This window comes from Streptomyces sp. NPDC046909 (assembly GCF_040644695.1).
Lineage (GTDB): Bacteria > Actinomycetota > Actinomycetes > Streptomycetales > Streptomycetaceae > Streptomyces.
Window position 1 is genome coordinate 412281 of record NZ_JBEYXC010000001.1, and the last position, 22043, is coordinate 434323.

At 71.8% G+C, this 22043-nt stretch carries 21 protein-coding genes; 4 read left to right on the forward strand and 17 right to left on the reverse strand.

What is annotated here, in order from left to right; genetic code table 11:
- Positions 1–107: 107 nt before the first annotated feature.
- The 8 genes from ABZ928_RS01690 to ABZ928_RS01725 form a co-directional block, all read right to left on the reverse strand.
- Positions 108–1049 (reverse strand): AAA family ATPase, encoded by a 942-nt coding sequence (locus tag ABZ928_RS01690; protein WP_361514446.1) that lies wholly within the window; start codon positions 1047–1049, stop codon positions 108–110.
- A complete protein-coding gene (locus ABZ928_RS01695) occupies positions 1046–1411 on the reverse strand; it encodes a CU044_2847 family protein (RefSeq protein ID WP_361514447.1) in 366 nt (121 codons plus the stop codon). Before ABZ928_RS01695 ends, ABZ928_RS01690 begins: the two co-directional genes overlap by 4 nt.
- Before the next feature lie 82 nt (positions 1412–1493).
- Entirely contained in the window at positions 1494–2696 is a 1203-nt protein-coding gene (locus tag ABZ928_RS01700; protein ID WP_361514448.1) for an FxsB family cyclophane-forming radical SAM/SPASM peptide maturase, read from the reverse strand.
- On the reverse strand, positions 2693–2872 hold the full coding sequence (locus tag ABZ928_RS01705) for a YxD-tail cyclophane-containing RiPP peptide (RefSeq protein ID WP_361514449.1): 180 nt from the start codon (positions 2870–2872) through the stop codon (positions 2693–2695). The genes ABZ928_RS01700 and ABZ928_RS01705 overlap by 4 nt, the downstream gene beginning before the upstream one ends.
- 160 nt (positions 2873–3032) lie before the next feature.
- Entirely contained in the window at positions 3033–6020 is a 2988-nt protein-coding gene (gene fxsT, locus ABZ928_RS01710) for an FxSxx-COOH system tetratricopeptide repeat protein (RefSeq protein ID WP_361514450.1), read from the reverse strand.
- 88 nt (positions 6021–6108) lie between these two features.
- Positions 6109–7365, reverse strand: coding sequence for an FxsB family cyclophane-forming radical SAM/SPASM peptide maturase (locus ABZ928_RS01715; RefSeq protein WP_361514451.1), 1257 nt, complete (start codon positions 7363–7365; stop codon positions 6109–6111).
- Positions 7366–7400: 35 nt separating this feature from the next.
- Positions 7401–7598 (reverse strand): YxD-tail cyclophane-containing RiPP peptide, encoded by a 198-nt coding sequence (locus tag ABZ928_RS01720; protein WP_361514452.1) that lies wholly within the window; start codon positions 7596–7598, stop codon positions 7401–7403.
- 20 nt (positions 7599–7618) lie between these two features.
- Positions 7619–8704 (reverse strand): hypothetical protein, encoded by a 1086-nt coding sequence (locus ABZ928_RS01725; protein ID WP_361514453.1) that lies wholly within the window; start codon positions 8702–8704, stop codon positions 7619–7621.
- A gap of 322 nt (positions 8705–9026) precedes the next feature.
- Here ABZ928_RS01725 and ABZ928_RS01730 point away from each other — a divergent pair, with 322 nt between their 5' ends.
- From ABZ928_RS01730 to ABZ928_RS01740, 3 genes are read left to right on the forward strand one after another with little or no spacing between them, the layout of a single operon-like run.
- Complete coding sequence (locus tag ABZ928_RS01730; protein ID WP_361514454.1) at positions 9027–10178, forward strand: ABC transporter ATP-binding protein; 1152 nt, start codon at positions 9027–9029, stop codon at positions 10176–10178.
- On the forward strand, positions 10175–10831 hold the full coding sequence (locus tag ABZ928_RS01735; protein ID WP_361514455.1) for an ABC transporter permease: 657 nt from the start codon (positions 10175–10177) through the stop codon (positions 10829–10831). Before ABZ928_RS01730 ends, ABZ928_RS01735 begins: the two co-directional genes overlap by 4 nt.
- Positions 10828–11496 carry an ABC transporter permease gene (locus tag ABZ928_RS01740; RefSeq protein ID WP_361514456.1) on the forward strand — a complete coding sequence of 223 codons (669 nt, stop codon included), beginning with the start codon at positions 10828–10830 and terminating at the stop codon, positions 11494–11496. The genes ABZ928_RS01735 and ABZ928_RS01740 overlap by 4 nt, the downstream gene beginning before the upstream one ends.
- Here the strand turns inward: ABZ928_RS01740 and ABZ928_RS01745 are convergent, their stop codons facing one another.
- Genes ABZ928_RS01745 through ABZ928_RS01760 form a run of 4 tightly spaced genes read right to left on the reverse strand, consistent with a single transcriptional unit; the run spans position 11497 to position 15473 of the window.
- Entirely contained in the window at positions 11497–12024 is a 528-nt protein-coding gene (locus ABZ928_RS01745) for an ATP/GTP-binding protein (protein ID WP_361514910.1), read from the reverse strand.
- Between the two features lie 34 nt (positions 12025–12058).
- The gene (locus ABZ928_RS01750; protein ID WP_361514457.1) at positions 12059–12484 is read right to left on the reverse strand and encodes a DUF742 domain-containing protein; all 426 of its coding nucleotides are present in this window, start codon (positions 12482–12484) and stop codon (positions 12059–12061) included.
- Between the two features lie 41 nt (positions 12485–12525).
- A complete protein-coding gene (locus ABZ928_RS01755) occupies positions 12526–12999 on the reverse strand; it encodes a roadblock/LC7 domain-containing protein (protein ID WP_361514458.1) in 474 nt (157 codons plus the stop codon).
- Entirely contained in the window at positions 12996–15473 is a 2478-nt protein-coding gene (locus tag ABZ928_RS01760) for an ATP-binding protein (RefSeq protein ID WP_361514459.1), read from the reverse strand. The genes ABZ928_RS01755 and ABZ928_RS01760 overlap by 4 nt, the downstream gene beginning before the upstream one ends.
- Before the next feature lie 288 nt (positions 15474–15761).
- Here ABZ928_RS01760 and ABZ928_RS01765 point away from each other — a divergent pair, with 288 nt between their 5' ends.
- Complete coding sequence (locus tag ABZ928_RS01765) at positions 15762–16727, forward strand: ABC transporter substrate-binding protein (protein ID WP_361514460.1); 966 nt, start codon at positions 15762–15764, stop codon at positions 16725–16727.
- Positions 16728–16933: 206 nt separating this feature from the next.
- Here ABZ928_RS01765 and ABZ928_RS01770 read toward each other — a convergent pair whose 3' ends face one another.
- The 5 genes from ABZ928_RS01770 to ABZ928_RS01790 all read right to left on the reverse strand — a co-directional run bounded on the left by ABZ928_RS01770 (position 16934) and on the right by ABZ928_RS01790 (position 21957).
- Positions 16934–17524 (reverse strand): ATP/GTP-binding protein, encoded by a 591-nt coding sequence (locus ABZ928_RS01770; RefSeq protein ID WP_361514461.1) that lies wholly within the window; start codon positions 17522–17524, stop codon positions 16934–16936.
- Complete coding sequence (locus tag ABZ928_RS01775) at positions 17511–17867, reverse strand: DUF742 domain-containing protein (RefSeq protein WP_361514462.1); 357 nt, start codon at positions 17865–17867, stop codon at positions 17511–17513. The genes ABZ928_RS01770 and ABZ928_RS01775 overlap by 14 nt, the downstream gene beginning before the upstream one ends.
- A 1-nt stretch (position 17868) precedes the next feature.
- The gene (locus ABZ928_RS01780; protein ID WP_361514463.1) at positions 17869–18300 is read right to left on the reverse strand and encodes a roadblock/LC7 domain-containing protein; all 432 of its coding nucleotides are present in this window, start codon (positions 18298–18300) and stop codon (positions 17869–17871) included.
- 29 nt (positions 18301–18329) lie between these two features.
- Complete coding sequence (locus tag ABZ928_RS01785) at positions 18330–20900, reverse strand: nitrate- and nitrite sensing domain-containing protein (RefSeq protein ID WP_361514464.1); 2571 nt, start codon at positions 20898–20900, stop codon at positions 18330–18332.
- 73 nt (positions 20901–20973) lie between these two features.
- On the reverse strand, positions 20974–21957 hold the full coding sequence (locus ABZ928_RS01790; protein WP_361514465.1) for a substrate-binding domain-containing protein: 984 nt from the start codon (positions 21955–21957) through the stop codon (positions 20974–20976).
- Between the last annotated feature and the right edge of the window lie 86 nt (positions 21958–22043).

A 22043-nucleotide genomic window follows, 5' to 3' on the forward strand; every position in this document is an offset into this window, starting at 1 on the left:
CGGGAGGCAGAACCGCAGGTGACCGAAGCCCGCCGACGGAACAGATCTGCCCATCACCGGGCCGCCCGACGTCCGCCGACTCCTCCGTATCGGCCTTCTCCGTACCGTCATCCCAGCAGCCTGTCGAGGAGCGCCCTCTCCTCGTCCGTCCACTCCACAGGGCCCCCGTGCGCGGCCTCCGGGCGGCGGTGCCGCAGGGACAGCGGGACCACCTCGCGCACATGCCGGGACGTCACCTCGGCCGCGCCCTCGAACGCCGCCAGCGCCCGGGCCGCCCACGCGGTGACCACCTCGCCGCGATGGCCGACGGCCCGCAGCTGGGTGGCGACGTCCGCGCAGAGCTTCGCGGTCTCCTCGCTCAGGCGTACGTCCTGCACCGCCGCCCGCGCCGCGTCGAGACGCTCACGCAGCGCCCGGTCCCGGGCGAGCCCCTCGGCCAGCCACGAGGACTCCGTGCCGGACTCGTCGTCGAAGCGCAGCACCGCCAGCACCATCGCCCGCCGCGCCTCCTGGTCCAGTTCGGACACGGCGACCATCAGCCCGAACCGGTCGAGCAACTGCGGCCGCAGCCCGCCCTCCTCGGGGTTCATCGTGCCGACCAGCCCGAAACTGACGCTGCGCACGGTGTCGATGGCCTCGCGCTGCACCGACAGCACCCCGGTGGAGACGACGTCGAGGATGATGTTGACGATGTGGTCGTCCAGCAGATTGACCTCGTCGATGTACAGCATCCCCTTCTCGCCGGCCTCCTCCAGAAGCCCCCGCTGGGTGCGCGCCTCGCCGTGCATGAGCGCGTCGAGCTCCCAGCCGCCGAGCACCCGGTCGTCGGTGGCGTTGATCGGCAGCGTGACCGGCAGCTCGCCCCGGGTCAGCAGCGAGAACGCCCGTACCACCGTGGACTTGGCGGTGCCGCGCTGCCCGCTGACGAGGACGCCCCCGATCCGCGGCGCGATGTAGTTCAGCTCAAGGGCGAGCTTCAGCTCGGCCTGTCCGACCACATAGCTGTACGGCAGGATGTGGATCTCGGCGCCGGCGGTCCCACCGGTCACGAGGCGCCGCCCGTGCGCCAGCGGAACGTGACCTGGAGCTGCGCCTCCGCCCCCGACTTCACCAGCACCGCCCCGAGTTCGGCGTCCAGCTTGATCGACAGCTGGAGCTCCACCTCGTCGGGCTTCAGCCCCTCACCGAGGTCCTGCAACCGGTCCGCGGCCTGCCGCGCGCACCGCCGGGCCAGGTCCAGGCCGTCGGCGTAGACATCCCGCGCCACCTCCAGCACGCGTTCGGCCGGGTTGCCCCGGGTGTCGATGCCCCGGTACACGTCGTCGGGGCCGCCCACGTCCGCGACGGCGTCCACTTCGACGTAGACCGGCCCGTCGAGGCCGTCCGCCGTCACCCCTGTCACGATCGTCATGAAGCACTTCCCCCGTCCAGCGAGCCGGATCCCTGTGCGTGCTTACTTTCCCAGTTCTGGCCTTTGGTCAACAGGCTTGGGGTCAGCGGGTGTTGATTGCCTCAGATGAACCACGACGATCGGCCGCGCCCCGCACCCGGTCCGCGATGTGCCGGATCAGTCGCTCCAGGTCCGCGCAGTACACCGACCGGTTCAGGAATCCCTCGCCCGCCCGGTACCGGTGCGCGTAGTTCCCCCCGCCGCACACGTCGGCCAGCGGACACCCGAGGCACTCCGGGGCCAGGCCCGCGCGCCCCAACTGCCGTGCGACGACGCCGGGATGGTCCAGGGCGTCGTCGAAGGAGTGCCGGAAGACGTCGTAGCCGGTGGCCGGCGCCCCCGCGTACGCCGTCTTGAGTGAGTCCACCTGCTCGATGGCCCCGTCGGTGTCCACGACCACCGCGACCACCGGCGAGTTGCCGACCGCCTCGGCCTGTCCCGGCACCCCGAGCAGCAGCCCGACGATCTCGTTGAAGAGGCGGACCGGCACCGGCGGGGTGTCGGCGCCGAACCACAGGTCGAACACCTCGATCAGCCAGTCGGCGTAGGGGTGCGGGCCCCGGGCCGCGGGCGGGTGCGCGTGGTTGGCGTGCGGCAGCAGCAGGTCCATGGAGGGCGGCCGCAGCGCGGTCAGCGAGGTGTACACCTCGACGGGGTCGGAGGCCGGGTCGATCACGCTGAGGATCCCGGCGTACGCGTCCGGGCGCCGCCGCAGCACGTCGAGGCCCGCCGAGGTCGCCGCCCATGAGGAGCGTCCGGCGTGGTCGAGGCGCCGCCGGTTCAGCCAGGGGGTGCCGCCGTCCAGGCTCACCCCGATCCGGATGCCCGCGGCGGCCAGCCGGTCCACCGCGTCCTCGGTGAGCAGCGTGCCGTTGGTCTGCACACTGGCGTCCACCCGGCATCCCGGGCCGACCGCCTCCCGTACCGCCTCGACATAGGCGACCAGCGTGTCCACCCCGGCCAACAGGGGTTCCCCGCCATGGAGGTTGACCTGGACCGAGTCCAGCCGGTGGGCCGCGACATGCTCGGCGATCCGGCTCGCGGTACGCCGGATCACCCCGGGCGGCACCCGCCGCGGACGGTCCCGCCAGCTGCTGTCGGCGCCCTCGTAGACGTAACAGTAGGAGCAGGCCAGGTTGCAGCGGCCGTGGACCTTCAGGACGAACTGGCGGAAGGGCACGGCCCGGACCCCGGACCGTCGTAAGCCGTCGACGTCCAGGGTCTCAAGAGGCCACCGGGCGGTCACAGTTGATACGGACCGTCCTCGTAGAAGGCGACCGCGGGGCCGCCGCCGCGCACCCGGGGCAGCAGGCCCGTGGCGACCGCCGCGAGCACCGGATGCGATGACTCACGGGACAGTGCCAGCAGGTCGAGATCGGTGAGGTCGGGCAGCGCGCCGCCCGGACTCCGGTCCCCACGCATGGGTGGCCTGTCCCCTTCTGTACCCCGCACGTTCACCTCTCCAGGACGGCCGAACCTGCCTCTTGGCACACGGCCCGGCCCATGCTAGCCCTGCTGAGTCACCGTCAGGTACCAGGCTCGGCACGGTGCCGAATCCAAGTCGACCGCCTGGCCCTCGGCTCTAGGTCGGAAGCGGCTCGAAGTCCCAGTACGGCCGCTCCCGGCGGCGGATCGAGAGGGTGTGGGGATGCTGTGCGCCGAGGGTGTCGGAGAGCTGCTGCAACGCCTCCTGCTCCAGCTTGGACGCCTCCTGGCCGCGTCGCAGTATCCGCAGGTCGGAGGCGAGAGCGGCCTTGACCGACAGGGTCAGCGGGTGGGTCTCGCCCATGACCGTGCGCGCCGACTCCAGGACCGTGCGGGTGAGTTCGGCCGCCCCCTCCTCGTCGCCGGCGAGACTGCGGGCGCCCCCGGCGTTGAGTCCGGCGCCCAGCGCCCAGGGATGGGTCGGACCGACCGCCGCACGCATCCCGACGAGCGCCTGTTCCGCGATCCGGAGCGCTTCGTCGCGCTCTCCGTACTCCCAGAGCGCCAGCGCGACATTGCCCGCCGTGCCGACCGCGTACGGGTGGTGCGGGCCGACCAGCCTGGCGTACTGGGCGGCGATGTGGGAGGCCAGTTCGCGGGCCTGTTCAAGGTTGCCGTGCTCGCGGTTGAAGGTGGCGAAGTCGGCCTGCACCAGAAGGGAGTCGGGGTGGCTGGGGCCCTGCCGCTGCACGAACCGCTCGACCACGCTGCGCATCAGCGACTCGGCGCCCAGCAGGTCGCCGTTGCGTCTCATGCAGAGGGCCAAGTTGTGTTCGGCGAACAGGGTTTGGGGTGTGTAGCGGTCCATCACCTGCCGGTGGGCACGGACGTTGAGCTCCTGGCGGGACGTCGCCTCCGCGTAACGGCCCAGCAGGCGCAGCATCCAGGCGTTGAACATGCCGGAACGCAGGGTGAGATGGTGGCGCGGGCTCAGCAGGCGTTCGCGGAGCAGCAGGATGTCCCGGTGCTGGCGCAGGGACTCCTCGTAGCGGCCCAGCAGACTGGTGACGACGGCGAGGTTGCCGCGGTCCTGGAGGGCGCGCAGATGGTCCGGGCCCAGGCTGCTGGTGTACGCCTGCACGCACTCCTGGAACATGTCGTGCGCCTCGTCGTAGCGGCCCAGCGACACCAGGGTGCCGCCGAGGCCGTTCTTGGCGCGCAGCAGATCGGGGTCGTCGTCGGCGCGGGTCTCGGCGAGCTGGTCGAGGACGGCGCGGCCGACGGCCTCGGCCTCCAGGTAACGGCCGCTGCGGCGCAGCATGTTGGCGTGGTCGTGGATCAGGATCAGCATGTCCCGGTCGTCCGGTCCGAGCCGGCCCCGCCAGCGGTTCACGGCCTGCTCGCACAGTCGGAGCGCGGCCCGGTTCTCGCCCCGCACCCGCATGTACTCGATGCAGTTCAGGACGAGCCCGCGCACCACCGGGTCGGAGCTGTCCAGCACGCCCGCGGTCTCCAGGTGCGGGATGAGCTCCGCGTACCGGGTCCACTCGCGGGTGTCGGCCGGGCGCCTGGGGTCCGCGCCCGCCAGCAGCCGGCAGGCGATCGTCGACAGCGCGTCGCGGCGCTCCTCGGTCAGGGTGCTGACCAGGAAGGAGTGATAGAGGCGGTGCATGGAGACGCGGTCCACGGCCGGTTCGGCGTCGGCGGACTCGACGTAGTCCAGGCGGACGGCGGTCGACTCGGAGAGTCTGCGCAGTGCCGTGTGCCAGCGGATCGGATCGCCCGCGAGCGCCGCGAGATGGTCGGGCAGGTCGGAGGGGTGGGCGGCCTGCATCAGCCGGACCGGGATCGCGTCGGGGGAGAACAGGGCGAACAGATGCAGGAGTTCGACCGCCTCGGGGTTGTTCTCCTGGAGCGTGTTGAGAGTTATCGACCAGCTGGTCTGGAAGCCCATCGGGTAGTCGGAGGAGATCCGGATGCCGATCTGGCTGGCCTCGCCGCGCCGGATCATCGAGATGTAGTCCTTGGCCGGCATCGCGTTGGCGTCCAGCCAGGCCGCCGTCTGCGCCAGCAGCAGCGGCAGGTCCTGCACCGCGTCGGCGAGCTGGTCGGCCTCGGTGTCCGTCAGCCGCTGCGCCCGGCGGCGGACGTAGGCGACGGACTCGGGCCGCCGGAAGGGCTGCACGTCGATCTCGGTGACGGTGCCGGAGGCCGCCCAGTCCTGGGTGAGCGTGGTGATCAGGATGTGCCCGTTGCCCTCCGGCAGGAGGTCCTCGACCTGCTCCATGTCGTCCGCGGAGTCCAGGATCAAAAGCCACCGCTTGTACGGCTGTCCCGTGCGCAGCGCCTCGTGGACCGCGCGGATCCGCTCACCCAGCTCCTGGCCGACCGGCAGCTCCAGACGCGGGGCGAGCTGGGCGAACTGCTCACGCGCGGGGCCCCGGAAGCGGGCGCCGACCCACCACACGATGTCGTAGTCGTTGGCGAAGCGGTGCGAGTACTCGTTGGCGATCTGGCTCTTGCCGACACCCGAGATACCGCGCAGCGCCACCCGCGCACCGCTGCGGCCGCCGCGCTCGAAGCGGGTGTGCAGCTCCTCCAGGATCGCGTCGCGGCCGGTGAAGCGGACGTTGCGGCGGGGCACGTTCCACACCGACGGCGGGTCGTTGGGGAAGCGGGGCGCGGGAGCGCCGGACGGGGCGGCGGGCTGGGCGGACGGCTCCAGGTCGAGGCGGCGCAGGATACGGCGGCGGGCCTCGCGCGAGTCCAGGTCGCGCAGGTCGACCGGGCGCAGCGGGGCGGCGGTCGCGGGCAGCGCCCGGGTGGCCACGCTCACCGCCGAGAACCGGTCGAGGGCGGCCGGCACCACCTCGTGCAGCGCCTCCGTCCACTCCGCGTCCGAGCGGGGGCCGAGCGAGAAGTACCAGTCGTCCAGGACCAGCAGCACCCGGCCGGGCGCCTGGAGCAGATTGCGCAGCGCGTCCGCGAGCGCCATCCGCAGCGGCGGGTCCCAGCGCAGCAGCGTCGTCTCATGGCCCAGCTGCTCCAGCTGATGCGCGATCCACGTCGCCCACGGCCGGTTGAATCCCGCGTAGCTGATGGTGAAGTGCTCGTGGGACTCGGCGCCCTTGGACCTGTCGGCCATCCGACCGTCTCCCCTTACCAGACATGGGAATAATTAGGCTTATTGATACTTTTCGGAAGTTTTGCGTGCACTGTAAGCGATCCGCCGCTCAATCCGGGGGCATCACCGCGCTCAGCCGCCCGGCCGCGTGCCGTATCAGCCGCTCCAGGTCGGCGCAGAACACGGACGGGTGCAGAAAACCGGTGCCGCGCGAGAACCGGTGGCCGTAGTTCCCGCCCCCGCACACCCGGCCCACCGGACAGGCCCGGCACTCGGCGGCGAGCCCTTCGAGGCCGAGCTGCCGGGCGACGATCCCCGGATGGTCGAGGGCCGCGTCGAAGGTGTGCCCGAAGACGTCCAGGCCGGTCGCGGTCGCCTGGTCGTAGGCGAGGTTCAGGGAGTCGATCTGCTCCACCGAGCCGTCGGTGTGCACCACCACCGCACAGGTCGGCGACAGCCCCACCGACTCGGTGGTGCTGGGCACCCCGAGCAGCAGCGCCACCACCTCCGTGAACAGCCGCACCCGGGGCTGCGACCCGTCGGGCGCCCCGTCCCACCACAGATCGAACGCGGTCGCCAGCCAGTCGCCGTACGGCGTCGGTACGGCGGTCCGGACGGCCGGCGCACGCGCGGGCAGCCCCGGCGGCGGGCTGGACCAGTTGGCGTGCGGCAGCAGCAAGTCGAGGCGGGGCGGCCGGAGTTCGGCCAGCGAGGCGTACACCTCGGCGGGGTCGCTGGTGATGTCGATCGCGCACAGGATCCCCGCGTACAGCTCGGGCCGGTCCGCGAGGAGCCGCGCCGCCCGCTCCGCCGCCGGCCACGAGGAACGCCCCGCGCGGTCGACACGGCGCCGGTTGAGATGCGCGGAGCCGCCGTCCAGGCTCAGCCCGACCCTGATGCCCGCGTCCGCGAGCCGGTCCAGGGTGCGCTCGGTGAGCAGCGTGCCGTTGCTCTGCACGGTGGTGCGCAGCGCGACCCCGGCGGGCAGCGCCGCCCGCACGGCCGCCGTGTACGCCAGCGCCGTCTCCGGGCCGGACAGCAGCGGCTCCCCGCCGTGCAGATCGATCCGCACCTCCGACAGGCCGTGCGTCTCGGCGTGTTCGGCGATCCGCGCGGCGGTCTGCCGCATCACGCCCGGCGCCACCCGCGTCGGCCGCTTGCGCCAACTCGCGTCCTCGCCCTGGTAGATGACGCAGTAGGCGCAGTCCAGATTGCAGCGGCTGTGCACCTTCAGGACGAACTGCCGGAAGGGGAACGGCCGATGACCCGCGCGCCGCAGCGCCGCCACGTCCAGCTCGGCGTGCGGCCACTTCGCGAACTCCCGGTCCCGGGCGCTCCGTAAGCTGTCGTCCGAAGCCGTCTGCACAGCATTGCCTCCCCCCGGCCGGCCCCGTGCCGCCGCTACCGTTCTACCCCCGGCGAGTCCTCGTGATACGCCACGAGGCCGCCGTCGGCGGCGCACGAGCGGGCCAGCAGCGTGGCCAGCACCGCACCGAGCACGGGGTGGTCCACCCGGGCGCGGAGCGCGGCCAGATCGACGTCCCGGTAGTCGGGCAGCGGGGTCCCCGCGGGTCCCTCCCGTCCGGCCAATTCCGTCACCCTGCACTCCCTTTCGGCTCTCAGCCCGTTCCGCCGAGCGCGGTCATGCGCTCGTAGGTCGACTGGGCGGACTGGGCTTGTGGCCCCTGTGCCGCCCCTGCCCGCTGCCACAGGGTCCATGCCGCGCGATACGACTCAAGTGCGTGTTCCGGCCCCGCCGTTCGTTCCAGGACCACCCCGCGCTGGTGGTGCGCCCGGGCCGCGAGGAGCGGTTCACCGGCCCGGTCCGCACGGCGTACGGCGTGGTGGTACGACTCCGCGGCCCGGTCCAGCCACTCGGGCGCCCCGGTGCGGTCGGCCAGCGTGAGCAGCACGTCACCGCGCTCCAGCCACGCCAGCGCCGCCGTACGGTCGGCGGGCGCGTCCCGGGCCGCGCGGGCCAGCACCCACTCGGCCTCGTGCAGATCGGTCGGCGTTCCGCCCGCGCCGTGATGATGACGCAGCGCCCGTCCGAACAGAAGCTGCCGGTCGGCCAGATGCGGATCACTGCCCGGCGTCAGCGCCAGCGCCGACCGCAGCACCCGTACGGCGTCGGTGGCCACCGGCAGCCCGTCACCCCGCTCGGCCCGCGCCACCAGCACCTCGCCGTGTCCCGCCAGCAGCTCCGCCCGCTCCGGGTCGTCCCGGCCGACCAGGGCCTCGGCCTCGGTGAAGTGACCGTCGGCGGCGACGAGTTGGGCCGGATCGGCGGTGTGCCGGTAGCGGGCGGTGTGCGCCTCGGCCAGCCGGCGCAGCGCCGGTACGCGTAAGTCGGGGCCCTGGTCGCGGACCGCCTCCACCGCCTGCTCCAGCGCTTCGAGGACCCCGGGATGCCCCGTGTCCCCGGCCGCCACCGCCCGCGCCTCCGCCAGGTCCAGCAGCGCCCGGCAGCGCACCGCCGACGGGGCGCTGTGCCGGCCGCTCAGCCGTACGCCGTGCTCGAAGTCCGCCGCCGCCCGCAGCGCCAGGGTCCGCGCCTCGTCGGCCGCGTCACGGCCCCGGGCGTCCCCGGCGAGGGCGAGCAGCAACCGCCCCCGGGCCAGCACCGCCGGGTCGAAACCGGGCCGGCCGGGCAGCGAGGAGGGTATCCGGGGACCGCCGCCCGCGGCCGATCCGCCGGAGGCCACGGCGGTCACCGGACCCGGCGGGCGGTGAGAGTGACGGGTGGGGCGTTTCGGTCACCCGCGTGGGACGTGCGCGCGACGGGGCACCGCGCCGGGCGGCTGTGCCACTCACTCACGTCGCGCTCCTCGTCCTGGACGGCCGGATGCGTGCGAACTCCATGACAGTACCCGCGCACGGCCCGGTCAACAGTGCTTTTTGGCCGCCGGGACGCACTGTGCCCCCTGAGGCGCGTCAACACGAGCGGTCTAGACTCACCCGCAACGACCGGTCCCACCGCGGTCGTCGGCGGTCGGTCACGGCCACACCCGAAGGGCGTTCGGCGTTTTGATACGGATAGATTCAGTCACCAAGCGGTACCCGGACGGCACGGTGGCGGTCGACCGGCTCTCGTTGGAGATACCCGACCGCTCGATCACCGTCCTCGTCGGCCCCTCCGGCTGCGGCAAGACCACCACCCTCAGAATGATCAACCGGATGGTCGAACCCTCCGAGGGCACCATCTCCCTCGACGGCCAGGACATCCAGCAGCAGCCCGTCAACACCCTGCGCCGGTCCATGGGTTACGTCATCCAGAACGCCGGACTCTTCCAGCACCGCACCATCGTCGACAACATCGCCACCGTGCCCCGCATGCTCGGCTGGGGCAAGGACAGGGCCCGCGCCCGCGCCCGCGAACTCATGGACCGGGTCGGCCTCGACGGCTCGCTCGCCAAGCGGTACCCCTACCAGCTCTCCGGCGGCCAGCAGCAGCGCGTGGGAGTGGCCCGCGCCCTCGCCGCCGACCCGCCGGTCCTGCTGATGGACGAGCCGTTCTCCGCCGTGGACCCCATCGTCCGCAAGGGCCTCCAGGACGAACTCCTGCGCATCCAGGCCGAGTTGGGCAAGACCATCGTCTTCGTCACCCATGACATCGACGAGGCCGTCAAGATCGGCACGATGGTCGCCGTGATGCGCACGGGCGGCCGGCTGGCCCAGTACGCGCCGCCCGCCGAGCTGCTGTCGAACCCGGCGGACGAATTCGTCGAGGACTTCCTGGGTGCGGACAGGGGTGTTCGGCGGCTCTCCTTCTTCCCCTCCACGGGCCTGGAGCTGACGATGTCACCCGTCGTCACCGCTGGCGGCGGTACCGAACGGGCGGACACCGACGCCGAGTTCCTGCTGGTGACGGACGCCGACGGCCGGCCACTGGGCTGGACCACACCGGAGGATCTCGGCACTGACGGCCAACTGCTGCCCTACGGACGCCCGTTCGTCGCGGGCACCGACTCGCTGCGGGCCGCCCTTGACTGCGCGGTGCTCTCGCCCACCGGGTGGGCCGTGGCGGTGGACGCGGACGGCAAGGTGACCGGTGTGGTCTCCCAGCAGACGATCGCCCTGGCGATCAGGGGCGCCCACGCCGAGAGCCGTACGGACGCGCAGGTCTCGAACGGCAAGGTCTCGACCGACGAGGTCGCGAACGACAAGGTCTCCGGATGAACTGGGACCGTATGTTCGACATCCCCAGCGACCTCCAGCACACCTGGCTCGGCCTGGTGGGCCTGCATCTGCGCGAGGCCCTGCTCCCGGTCCTGGCCGGCCTGCTGATCTCGCTGCCGCTCGCCCAACTCTGCGTGCGCTTCCGCTGGTTGTACCCGCCGGTGCTGTGGGTGACGACGGTGCTCTACGCCGTCCCGTCCCTCGCCTTCTTCGTCCTGCTCATCGACTACACCGGCATGACCGAGCTGACGGTGATGATCCCCCTCACCGTGTACAGCCTCGTCATCCTGGTCCCGGCGATCGTCGACGGCGTCCGCTCGGTCCCGCAGGAGACCCTCGCGGCCGCGAAGGCGATGGGCTTCGGCCCGGTACGCCGGTACGCCCAGGTCCAGTTGCCGATCGCGGTCCCGGCGATCATCGCGGGCACCCGCGTGGCCACGGTGTCGAGCATCAGCCTCGTCAGCATCGGCACCCTCATCGGCAACCAGGGCGCCCTCGGCAACCTGATCAACGACGCCAACATCTACAACCGCCCCGAACTCGCCGTGAACGCGGTCCTCTCCATGGCCGCCCTCGCGATCCTCGCGGACGGCGCCCTGGTCCTCGTACGCCGTCTGCTGACGCCGTGGATGCCGAAGGAGGCAGTCCGATGAACCTGCTCAACTTCATCAACGCCTTCTTCAGCGACAGCGCCCACTGGCACGGCTACGACGGCATCCCCGCCCGCCTCGGCGAACACATCGGCTACACCCTGGAGGCCCTGGCCCTCGCCACCGCGATCGGCCTCCCGATCGGCCTGATCACCGGACACACCGGCCGCGGCGGCAACGCGCTCTCCCTGATCGCCACCGCGGGCCGCGCCCTGCCGACGTTCGGACTCCTGGTCCTGATGACCCTGCTGCTGGGCTTCGGCCTGGTGAACGTGATGATCCCGCTGGTCGTCCTGGCCGTCCCCCCGATCCTCGTCACCACCTACGAGGCCATGCGCTCGGTGGACCCGGCCCCCGTGGACGCCGCCCGGGGCATGGGCATGAGCGAGACAGGCGTCCTCTTCCAGGTGGAACTCCCCGCCGCCCTCCCCCTGATCCTGAGCGGCCTGCGCTCCGGAGCCATCCAGATCGTCTCGACGGCGACGGTGGCGGCGTACGTCAGCCTCGGCGGCCTGGGCCGCTACATCGTGGACGGCCTGTACCAGCGGGACTACGAGAAGGTGGTGGGCGGAGCGACGCTGGTGGCGGGACTGGCCCTGGTGACACTGGCGATGTTCTGGGCGGTGGGAAGGCTGACGGTCTCACGCGGAGTGCGCCGGCCTACCTGATCACTGCTCCGCCTTCTTCAGGGCCAGTTCCAGTACGACCAGCAACGCGTCCCGTACGGAACCCTGTTCACGCGCGTCGAAGACGATGACGGGGACCTGCTCGGAGACATCCAGGGCCCACCGGATCTCGTCCAGGCTGTGCTCCACGTGCCCGTCGAACGCGTTCGCGGCGACGGCGAACGGGATCTTCCGGTGCTCGAAGTAGTCGACAGCCGCATAGCAGTCGTCGAGGCGGCGGGTGTCCACGATCACCAGCCCGCCCAGCGCCCCCTCGACGATGTCGTCCCACATGAACCCGAACCGCTCCTGCCCGGGCGTACCGAACAGATACAGCTTCAGCGTCGGGTCGATCGTGATGCACCCGAAGTCCATCGCGACCGTGGTGGTCGTCTTGCGCGGGGTATGGGTGAGGTCGTCCACACCGGCGGCGACCTCGGTGATCGCCGCCTCGGTCGTGAGCGGCTCGATCTCGGAGATCGCGCCGACGGCCGTGGTCTTGCCCACGCCGAAGCCGCCCGCGATCACCATCTTGACCGGCAGCGGCGGCCGTACGACGGCCCGTTCAGCCGTTGTCGCCGTTGTCACGGGGCACCTTCCGGGAGTCCGGGATGGCGCGCAGGCCATCGATCAGTCGTCGCAGGACGGTAGCGTCGTGCGTCGCGTCGGAGTCGGGCACGTGCACCGTCAACTGCCCCTCCGCGCGCAGATCCTCGGCGAGGACCCGCACCACGTTGAGGTGCAGCCGCAGCCGCGCCGCCAACTCCGCGATGGACTGCGGGAGCCGGCAGGCGGCGACGATGTCGTGCTGCTCGAACGAGAGCCGGGCGAGCGCGTCGAGCCCCTCGGTGGTGGCCACCACCTGGGTCTCGACGGGCATCGTCCGGCCGGAGTGGCCGGCCGTCACCCGGCCTGCGGTGACCAGGAACGGCCGTACGGCGGGCGCGGGGCCGACCGGGTCGGGTCCCGGGGGCGAGGAGCCGTCCGCCATGGCGTGTCCGTCCTGGTCCTTGTCGGTGAGCCTGGTCTGGGTCAGAGCGCCGACGGCGAGCCGACGCTGTTCTTCAGCGCCAGCACCAGCTGGGGGCTGAGCGCGCTGCCGGCCCGGTTGGCGAACACCGTCATCTCGTAGGCGATGTTGCCCAGCTTGGCCTCCTTGTCGGTGACCACGCCGAGGACGGCGCCGCTGCCGATCGCGGAGACCAGGACATGGCCGCCCTCCAGGTCGATGATGACCTTGTTGAGGCCGCCCAGACCGTAGTTGCCGGAGGCCCCGGCGGCGAGGCTGGTGATGCCGGAGACGATCGCGGCGAGGCGCTCGGAGTCGGCGTGCTCGCGCAGTTCGGAGACGGCGATGAGCAGTCCGTCCGAGGACACCGCGATGGCGTCCACGACACCCGCGGTCTCGGTCGCGAAACGATTCAACAGCCAGGTGAAGTCGGCCGCTGCGGCCTTCAGTTCGTCCTGCGTGTTTCCGGTGGGAGTGTCACCTGTCGACGCACTCACTGCTCCGCTCCTTCCGGGAGGTGGTTCGGGTCCTGCTGGTGGGGGGTGGGGGTGTGGGGCTCAGTGGGTGCGGCGTCCTTGCCGCTGTCCCGGTGCGCGCGTTCCACCGCGGCCTCGAACTCCTCGAGGGCGCTGCGGACGGCTTCCGCGTCGGCGGGGCGGGGGGCCTGGCGGGTGCTCGACTGGGTCGCCGTGCCGGTCGTCGTAGTCGTACGGAGCGTGGCTCCGCGGACGCGACGGCGCAAGGGGCGCGAGGTGCCGGAGTCGCCGGCGGGGGATACCGGTGCCGGTTCCTCGGTACGGGCCTTGGGGATGAAGGGGAGGCCTTCCTCAGGGGCGGGAGTCTCCTCGGCCGCAGTCACCTCGGGCACGGTCTCCTCGGCCGGAGTCTCCTCGTCGCGGCGCACCCGCCGGGGCAGCGGCCCCTGTCGGTCGGCGGCCGGGAGGGCGTCCGTCTCCGACGGGCGGGGCCCGGAGTCCTCCGTGTCCGCGGCGGGCGTGGTCGGCGCCGGTGCCACCGCGCTCTTCGCGAGCAGCAGGGAGGGCGGGAGCGTCACCTCGGCCGTGACACCGCCGCCCGGCGTGCGGGCCAGGGCGACATCGATGCCCCAGCGGCGTGCCAGCGCGCCGACCACGAAGAGGCCGAGCACCTTCGTCGGCACCAGGTCGAGACGCTCGCGGCGGACGATACGGGCGTTCTCCTCGTCGAGCCGCTCGGGGTCCATGCCCAGACCGTGGTCGGCGATCACGATCACCGCGCCGTCGACCGAGTTCTGCACGAACACCTCGACGGGGCTGTCCGCGGGCGAGAACGACACCGCGTTCTCGACGAGTTCGGCCACCATCAGCGTCAGGTCGCCGATGACGTCCGGCTCCACCAGGACCTCGGTGCGCGCGAGCAGCTGCACCCGCTGGAAGCCCTCGATCTGGCCGAGTGCGGCCCGTACGACGTTGGTGAGCGCGGTGGGTCCGGCGCCGAGGGCGGCCTCCCGGATGCCGGCGAGCAGCATCAGGCTGTCGGCGTTGCGGCGCAGACGGACCGCGATGTGGTCGATGCTGTAGAGGCGTTCGAGGAGCTCGGGGTCGGTCTCGCCGCGCTCCACCGCGTCGATCAGGGCCAGCTGGCGGCTGGTCAGGTTGCTGACGCGGCGGCCGACGTTGCCGAACATCTCGGCGGTGTTGCGGCGGCTGAGGACCTGGCGTTCGAGGAGCGCCACGGCCGTGGTCTGGACGTGGTTGAAGGCCTCGGCGAGATCGCCGATCTCGTCGCGGGCCGTCACCGGCATCTCCCGCAGCAGCGCCGGGCTGTCGTCCTCGGCGTCGTCGGCGGCGACCCGGGCCAGTTCGCGTTCGGCGACCTCGGCGACCTGCTGCGCGGCGCCGGTCAGCGCCTGCACGGGGCGGACCACGGAGCGTCGTACCAGCACCGAGAACGCGAGCCAGAGGACGAAGCCGGACACCGCGAGGGCCAGCAGCAGGACCGCGTTGCGCAGGGCGTCGTCGGAGGCGGCCTCGGCGCGGTCGGCGATCTGGTCGATGAGCGCGGTGGTGACGCCGAGCCGGATGCCCGCCTGCTTGCGGTAGGCGGGGTAGGAGTCGAGGGCCGACTTGAACGCCTTGCGGATCTCGGCGGGCGAGCCCGCCTGGAGCGAACTGGGGTCGATCTGGAGCTCGGCGTACTGCCGGTCGATGACGGCCTGGGCGGTGTTGTGGTCGATGCCGCCGAGCCGGTCCGCCTGCTCCTCGGTGGCGAACCGGGCGAAGCGGTCCGCCTGGTGGGTGTACTCGTCGTGGGAGCCGACCGCGCCGATGAACTCGATGAGCGCGTTCGAGTCGCCCGTCGTCGCGGAGAAGACACCGGTCTCGAAGGAGCTGTGGGCGGCGTCGGCGCGCAGCAGCGAGTCGAGGAGGTTGCCGGTGAAGGTGGCCGCGAGGGCCGGGTTGCGGTCGAGGCCGAGGCCGTCGATGAGGCCCTTGGCGGCGCTGGTGTACGCCGGGTCGATGTTGTCGGCGGGCAGATAGGCGCCCTCGACGGTGTCGCGCAGGCTCTCCAGGCCCTCGATCTCCGTGAGGGCGCGGGCCTCGTCGGCCGGGAGGCTGTCGCCGAAGGCCTTGCGGACCTGCTTGACCTGGGCGTCCGTGGCGACTTGCGCGTCGCGGTAGGCGGACTGTGAGGGGGTGCCGCCGTCGTTGGTGGCCTCGTGCCGCACGGAGAGCAGGATGGCCTGCTGGTGCTCGGCCTCCAGACGGTCCACCAGCGTGGCGACCTCGGTGCTGCTGCGCACCAGCCGGGCCGCGTCCGCCGCGTCCGAGGACTGCTCGACCTGGTCGACGATGAGGTAGGCGAGCAGCGCGGCGACCACCGCGAGCGGCACGCCGACGAGCAGGTTGAGCTTGTGCCGGAACGGCCGGCGGTCGGCGAACCCTCGTATGCCACCCGGGGCCGACGGCGGTGCCGCCTCTTGCGTGGACACCAGGCCTCCTTCATGGGGGTCTACGGCTTCATGGAGGTCTACGGCGTGTTCTAGGGAGGTCTACGGCGTACGAAGACTTCACGCCAGTGTGTCCGAACGCCAACGACCCGGAGACTACCTGCTCTTCGGACAGTCGATCATGCCACCCTGAGTCAAGAATCCGTTACATCACGGAGGCGGTGAGATGTCGGGTGATCCGCCGCTCTTTCACAACCGGACGCGCATTGACGCCAATTGGTGACCAGAGCGCACTTGACTCACCAAGAACCGGCTGGATTGGATCAGCGTGTGACTTACAACGCCCCACGCAGCAGGTCCATCCGGAAGCATCCCGGCGCGGCCGCGGTCGCGCTCGCCGCGGCGGCGGCCCTGCTCGCGGGATGCGGTTCCTCGGACGACACGTCCGATCCGCTCAAGAACGACAAGGGCAGCGGCGGCAGCGGCGACACGGTCGTCGTCGGCTCCAACAACTTCGCCGAGAGCATCCTCCTCGGCGACATCTACGGCGAGGCCCTCAAGGCCAAGGGCATCAAGGTCAGTTACAAGCCCAACATCGGCAGCCGCGAGGTCACCTACGGCCTGCTCAAGAGCGGCTCCGTGACCGTCCTGCCCGAGTACAACGGCTCGTTGCTCTCCTACCTCGACCCGAAGGCCGAGCAGAAGACGGCCGACGCGGTGAACGCGGCGGTGAAGACCAAGCTCGACAGCAAGCTGACGCTGCTCGACTCGGCCGCGGCCGAGGACAAGGACTCCGTCAGCGTCAACGCGGAGACCGCGAAGAAGTACGGCCTCACCGCCGACTCCACCCTCGCCGACCTCAAGGACGCGGCCCCCGACCTGGTCATCGGCGGCTCGCCCGAGTTCCAGACCCGCCAGCAGGGCCTGCTCGGTCTGAAGTCCGTGTACGGCCTGGAGTTCAAGTCCTTCAAGGCGCTCGACGCGGGCGGTCCGCTGACCCAGGCGGCCCTCACGAAGAACACCGTGCAGGCCGCGGACATCTTCACCACGGACCCGACCATCACCAAGGAGGGCTTCGTCGTCCTCCAGGACCCGCAGAACCTCTTCGGCTTCGCCAACGTGACCCCGCTGGTCTACAAGTCCGGCCTCTCCCAGGAGGGCGTGGACGCGCTCAACGCGGTCTCCGCCAAGCTGGACACGAAGACACTCCTCGACCTGGGCTCCCAGGTCGGCCTCGACAACAAGGACCCGCTGGACGTCGCCCAGGCCTGGCTGAAGTCCGCCGGACTGAGCTGACGCGACGCGCCGGACCCGACGCACACCCCGACGCGGGTGCCCTCCGCCATGGAGGGCACCCGCGTCGTCCGCTGCCGGGTCCAAGCGGACCAGGTGAAGTCGACTGCGGTTCCGTAGCGCCCTGAAGGGGCGCGGGGAACTGCGCGACCAGCCACGACGGCGCCGCAGCCGACCGACAACCTCTCGCCGCTCTTCCAGCGGAGCGCTCAGCGCTTGGCGGCGGCGATCAACTGGTCCAGGAGAGCGATCAGTACGTCCCGGGACGACGCGCGCTCGCGGGCGTCGCACAGCAGGACCTGGACATGGTCCGGGAGGGCGAGGGCGTCGCGTATCTCCTCGGGCGGGTAGGGGTGGTCGCCGTGGAAGCCGTTGACGCCGACGACGAAGGGGATGCCCCGGCGTTCGAAGAAGTCGATCGCGGCGAAGCTGGATTTCGGGCGGCGTACGTCTACGAGGACGACCGCGCCCAGGGCGCCGAGCGCGAGGTCGTTCCACATGAACCAGAACCGCTGCTGCCCCGGGGTCCCGAAGAGATACAGCACCAGTTCGCGGCTGATGGTGATCCGGCCGAAGTCCAGGGCCACGGTGGTGTGGCTCTTCTCCTCGATGCCGTCGAGATCGTCGATGCCGAGGCCCGCCACGGTCAGGGGTTCCTCGGTGCGCAGCGGGGCGATCTCGCTGACCGAGCCGACCATGGTGGTCTTGCCGACGCCGAAGCCGCCGGCGATGAGGATCTTGACGGTGTCGGGGGCGGGAGTCGTGGCAGGGGCGGTGACGGGGGTGTCAGAGGCGGCCAAGGCCGTCCCTCACTTTCTGCAGCAGGTCCAGATCCGCGGCCGTGGCGACCGGGTGCGGCGGGTGGGCGGTGATCCGGCCCGCCTCCAGCAGGTCGCAGAGCATGATGACGACCACGCTCATCGGCAGGTCCAGCAGGGCGGCGAGCTCCGCGACGGCGACCGGCGCGGCGCACCTGCGCAGGATGCGCTGATGCTCCGGCTGCGGGCGGGGCGCCCACTCCGGCGGCGGGTCCACCGCGGTCACCGTCGTGATGAGGGTGAAGTCGGCGCGGCTGGGCCGGGTCCGTCCGCCGGTCAGGGCGAACGGCCGTACGAGACGGCCCGCCGTGTCGCCTCCGCTCACCTCACGCGCCGGACTCGGCGGTGGGGCCGACGCCTGCCCGCGGCGCCGCGCTGAGATGCTCGCCGATCTTCTTCACCAGCATGTTCATCTGGTACGCCACCACACCGACGTCGGCGCCCTGGCTGGTGAGGACGACGAGATGGGCACCGGGTCCGGCGGAGGTGAGTATCAGAAAGCTGTTGGCCATCTCGATGAGCGCCTGCCGCACCGGCCCGCCCCGGAAGTCCATGCTGACCCCCTTGCTCAGGCTCATCAGCCCGGAAGCGGTCGCGGCCAGCCGCTCGGCGTCGTCCCGCAGGAACCCGATGGACTTGCTGACCACCAGTCCGTCCTCCGACAGCACGACGGCGTGGTTCACCTCGGCGACCCGCTCCACGAGTCCGGTCAGCAGCTGGTCGAGCTGGGTGTGGGTGGCGGGGGTGGGGCGTGTCATCGGGGAGTCCTTCGTCGGCGGGAGGGGGGTCAGAGATCGGCGGACGGGGTCGTGGACGCGGGTTCCGCGGGCGGGGCGGCCTCCTCGTCCCGCGCCCGGAGCGTGCCGCGCTGGAAACCGCCCAGCGAGGAGGCGGCGCGCTCGGCGGTGAAGTCGTCGTGGTCGTCGTCCTCGGGGCGCCTGACGACGTCCTCGCGCAGTTCGGTGGCCAGGCTGGTCTGCGGGACACGCCGGGGGAGCGGGGCGGGGCCGCCGGGGCGGGTGCCTCCGTCGGGCCGCGCGATTTCGGCGGGCCGCACGGCTCCGTCGGGCCGTCCGGCACCTGCCTTGCCACCGGCTCCGTCCGGCCGCCCGGCGGGTTCCGTGCCGTCGGCTCCGTCCGGCCGCCCGGGAGCTCCCGTGCCATCGGTCCCGTTCCGGTGCCCGGCAGCTCCCGTGCCCGCGGTTGCACGCGCCGCTCCGGCTCGTTCCGCGTGACCGGTGTCCGGCGGCTCCGCGCTCTCTCCCGCGCCCTCTTCCGCGCGGGCGTGTTCGCCGGGCTCGGCGGCGCGGTGCCGACGCTGGGCGAGGACCTGGGGCGCGGCGGTTTCCGGGACCCGTGCCGGGACGGGCGGTACGACCTCGGCCGGATCGGCGCCCGGAGCCTCCGCGGTGACCGGGGCCTCCGAACCCCCTGACTCCCGTACGACGATCTCGTGCGGCAGCAGCACGATCGCCGTCGTGCCGCCGTACGGGGACGACCGCAGGGTGACGTTGATGCCGTGGCGGGTGGCGAGCTGGGCGATGACGAACATGCCGAGGCGGAGGTCGTCGGCGAGGGCGACCACGTCGAACTGCGGAGGGACGGCCAACTGGGCGTTGAGGGAGGCGTATTCGTCCTCCGGCATGCCGAGGCCGCGGTCCTCCACCTCCACCGCGAGGCCCTTGGCGACCAGCGCGGCCCGTACCGTCACCGGCGCCGGGGCGGGTGAGTACACCGTCGCGTTGTCGATGAGCTCGGCCAGGAGATGGATCACGTCGGCCACCGCGGGCGGCGCCAGATACACGTCCTCCTCGGTGTGCACCTCGACCCGCTGGTACTCGGCGACCTCCCCGACCGCGCTGCGCAGGATGTCGACCAGCGCGACCGGCTCCGACCAGCTGCGTCCGGGGCGCGCCCCGCTGACCACCACGAGATTCTCCTCGTAGCGCCGCAACTGGCTGGCCGTGGAGTCCAGTTCGTACAGGTCCCGCAGTATCTCGGGGTCGGTGTGGCGGCGCTCCAGCGCGTCCAGCTTGGTGAGCTGGAGGTTCACCAGGTTCTGGCTCTGCCGGGCGATACCGAGGATGATCTTCTGGAAACCCCGCCGGGTGTCGGCGAGTTCGACCGCGGTGTGCACCGCGGTGCGCTGTGCCTTGTTGAACGCCCGTGCCACCGTGCCGAGTTCGTCACCGCCGTAGTCCAGCGGCGGGGCCGCGAGGTCGACGTCGACCGTCTCGCCCCGGTCCAGGCGCGCGACCACGTCCGGCAGCCGCTCCTCGGCGAGGCTGAGGGTGGCCTCCCGCAGACCGCGCAGGCGCCGGGACAGGGAGCGGGTGATCCGCCAGGACATGCCCACGCACAGCAGCAGGCCGACCAGTCCGCCCGCGCTCAGCGAGGCGGCGGTGAGCAGGAGGCTGTCCGCCTTGTCGGCGCTGCGGTCCAGCAGTCCGGACGTCTGCTCCTGGATCAGCCGGGTGTAGGCGTCGGCGACCTTGTCAAGGGCGGCCGTCCACTTCTTCTCCGCGTCCGGCAGCACGACCTTGCCGTCGGCGGAGCTCGCCCGCGCGGCGAGCACCTGGTCCTCGACGGTCTGGAGGGTCCGCCACTCCGGGCTCTGCAGGATGCGCTCGGTCTGCGCCTTCGCGCTGCCGCTCAGCTGCGGGACCACCTGGTCCTCGACGAGCCACCGCTGGGCGTCGACCAACTGCGCGAACGCCGTCCACTCCTGGTCCGTCAGCTTCCCGGACGGCCAGGCGAGGGTGAGCCGCGCGTCCTCCTGGGAGACCAGTTCCGCCGCGTGCTCCAGCGCGACCAGCGGCCCTGCCTGCGAGGTGAGGTCGCCGTCGTCGACCTGGGAGAGCTCCTGGAAAGCGTGGATCTGCTCGTCGATGATCGAGCTGTACTGGTCCAGGACCTGGGCCGGGGTGATGTCGGTCGGGTCGTCCACCTGGCTCCGGTAGTACTCCAGGCTGGCCACCGAACCGAGCACCGAGTACAGCCGCTCCGAGACCCGGGACGGCGCCTTCTCGATCGCGTCGGACCGCCCGACCAGCTTGGCGACCTCCTTGTCGGTGGCCTTGCGCTGCGCGTCCAGCGCGGTACGGGAGCCGTGCGGGGCGGCCAGCCAGGCCGCGGACAGACTGCGCTCGCGTTGCAGGGCGAGCGTGGCGTCGGTGCCCATGGCGCCGGTGGACAGGCTCAGTTCGGTCTGTTCACGCAGGCGCAGGCCCTCGGCGAACATCTGCGTCGTGGTCACGCCCCACAGGGCGGTGAGCGTGACGCCGGGCACCAGGGCCAGCAGGATCAGGGAGAGACGTATGGAGCCGAGACGGCGCCGGGCACCTGTCCGTGGAGACATTTCGTCGTCCTAGGCGATGAGCGGGGGAGGGGGGTGGTCAACGCGGGGAGCGGAAGCGGGGGTTCGGGTGATGCTATCGGGCGACGGCGTCGACGTTCGTCCTGGTGACGAACGCCGGACCGGTGAGCACGGGGGACACCCCGCCGCCGCTCATGTTGCCGTTGGTGCGGTACAGCCACAGCGAGTCGACCGCGAGATAGCCCTGGAGATAGGGCTGTTGATCCACGGCGAACTGCACATCGCCGCCGCGGACCGCCGTCACCAGGTCCTTGTCGATGTCGAACGTGGCGACGTGTGCCCTGCGGCCGGCCGCCTTCACGGCCGTGACCGCGGTGAGCGCGAACTGGGCGCCGTTGGTGACGACTTCGTCGATCGTCGGGTCCTGCCGCAGCTGGGCGGTGATCGAGGCGGCGACCGCCTCGCTGTCGGTGCCCTCCACATAGAGATTCTCCGTCTCGCCGCCGAAGGTCTTCTTCACCCCGGCGCAGCGGGCCTCCAGGGCGACATTGCCGCGCTCGTGGATCACGCACAGGGCGTGCTTGACCCGGAGTCCGTCCAGCCTGTCGCCGACGGCCCGCCCGGCGACGCTCTCGTCCTGGCCGAAGTACGCCAGCAGACCCGCCGACTGCCAGGAGGAGATACCGGAGTTGAGGCCGACCACGGGGATCCCGGCCGCCTTCGCCGCCGCGACCGGCCCCCGCATCGCCTGCGGCTTCGCCAGGGTCACCGCGATGCCGTCGACCTTCTCGCGCACCACGTCCCGCACCAGCCCGGCCTGCCCGGCCGCGTCGGGATCCCCGGCGAACGTCAGCTCGACACCGTCCTTCGCGGCCGCCGCCCGCGCGCCCTTCTCCACCAGGTCCCAGAAGGTGTCGCCCTCGGGGGCATGCGTGATCACGGCGATCCGCAGCCGGTCCCCGCCCGCCTCACCGACGGAATCCGTGCCGGAGTCCGACGCGCTCCCGGACGCGGAGCAGCCGGCCGCGAGCAGACAGGCGGCGACGGTCAGGGCGGCAACTCGCTTGAAGAGGACGGGAGGTGGGGGAGGGGTGTTCATGAGGGGGCGGCACCTCGCTGTGCGGCTGAGCTGGAGGAACGACGAGAAGGAGCACCCGCGGGCGTTCGACACGTCGTACGCCGTCC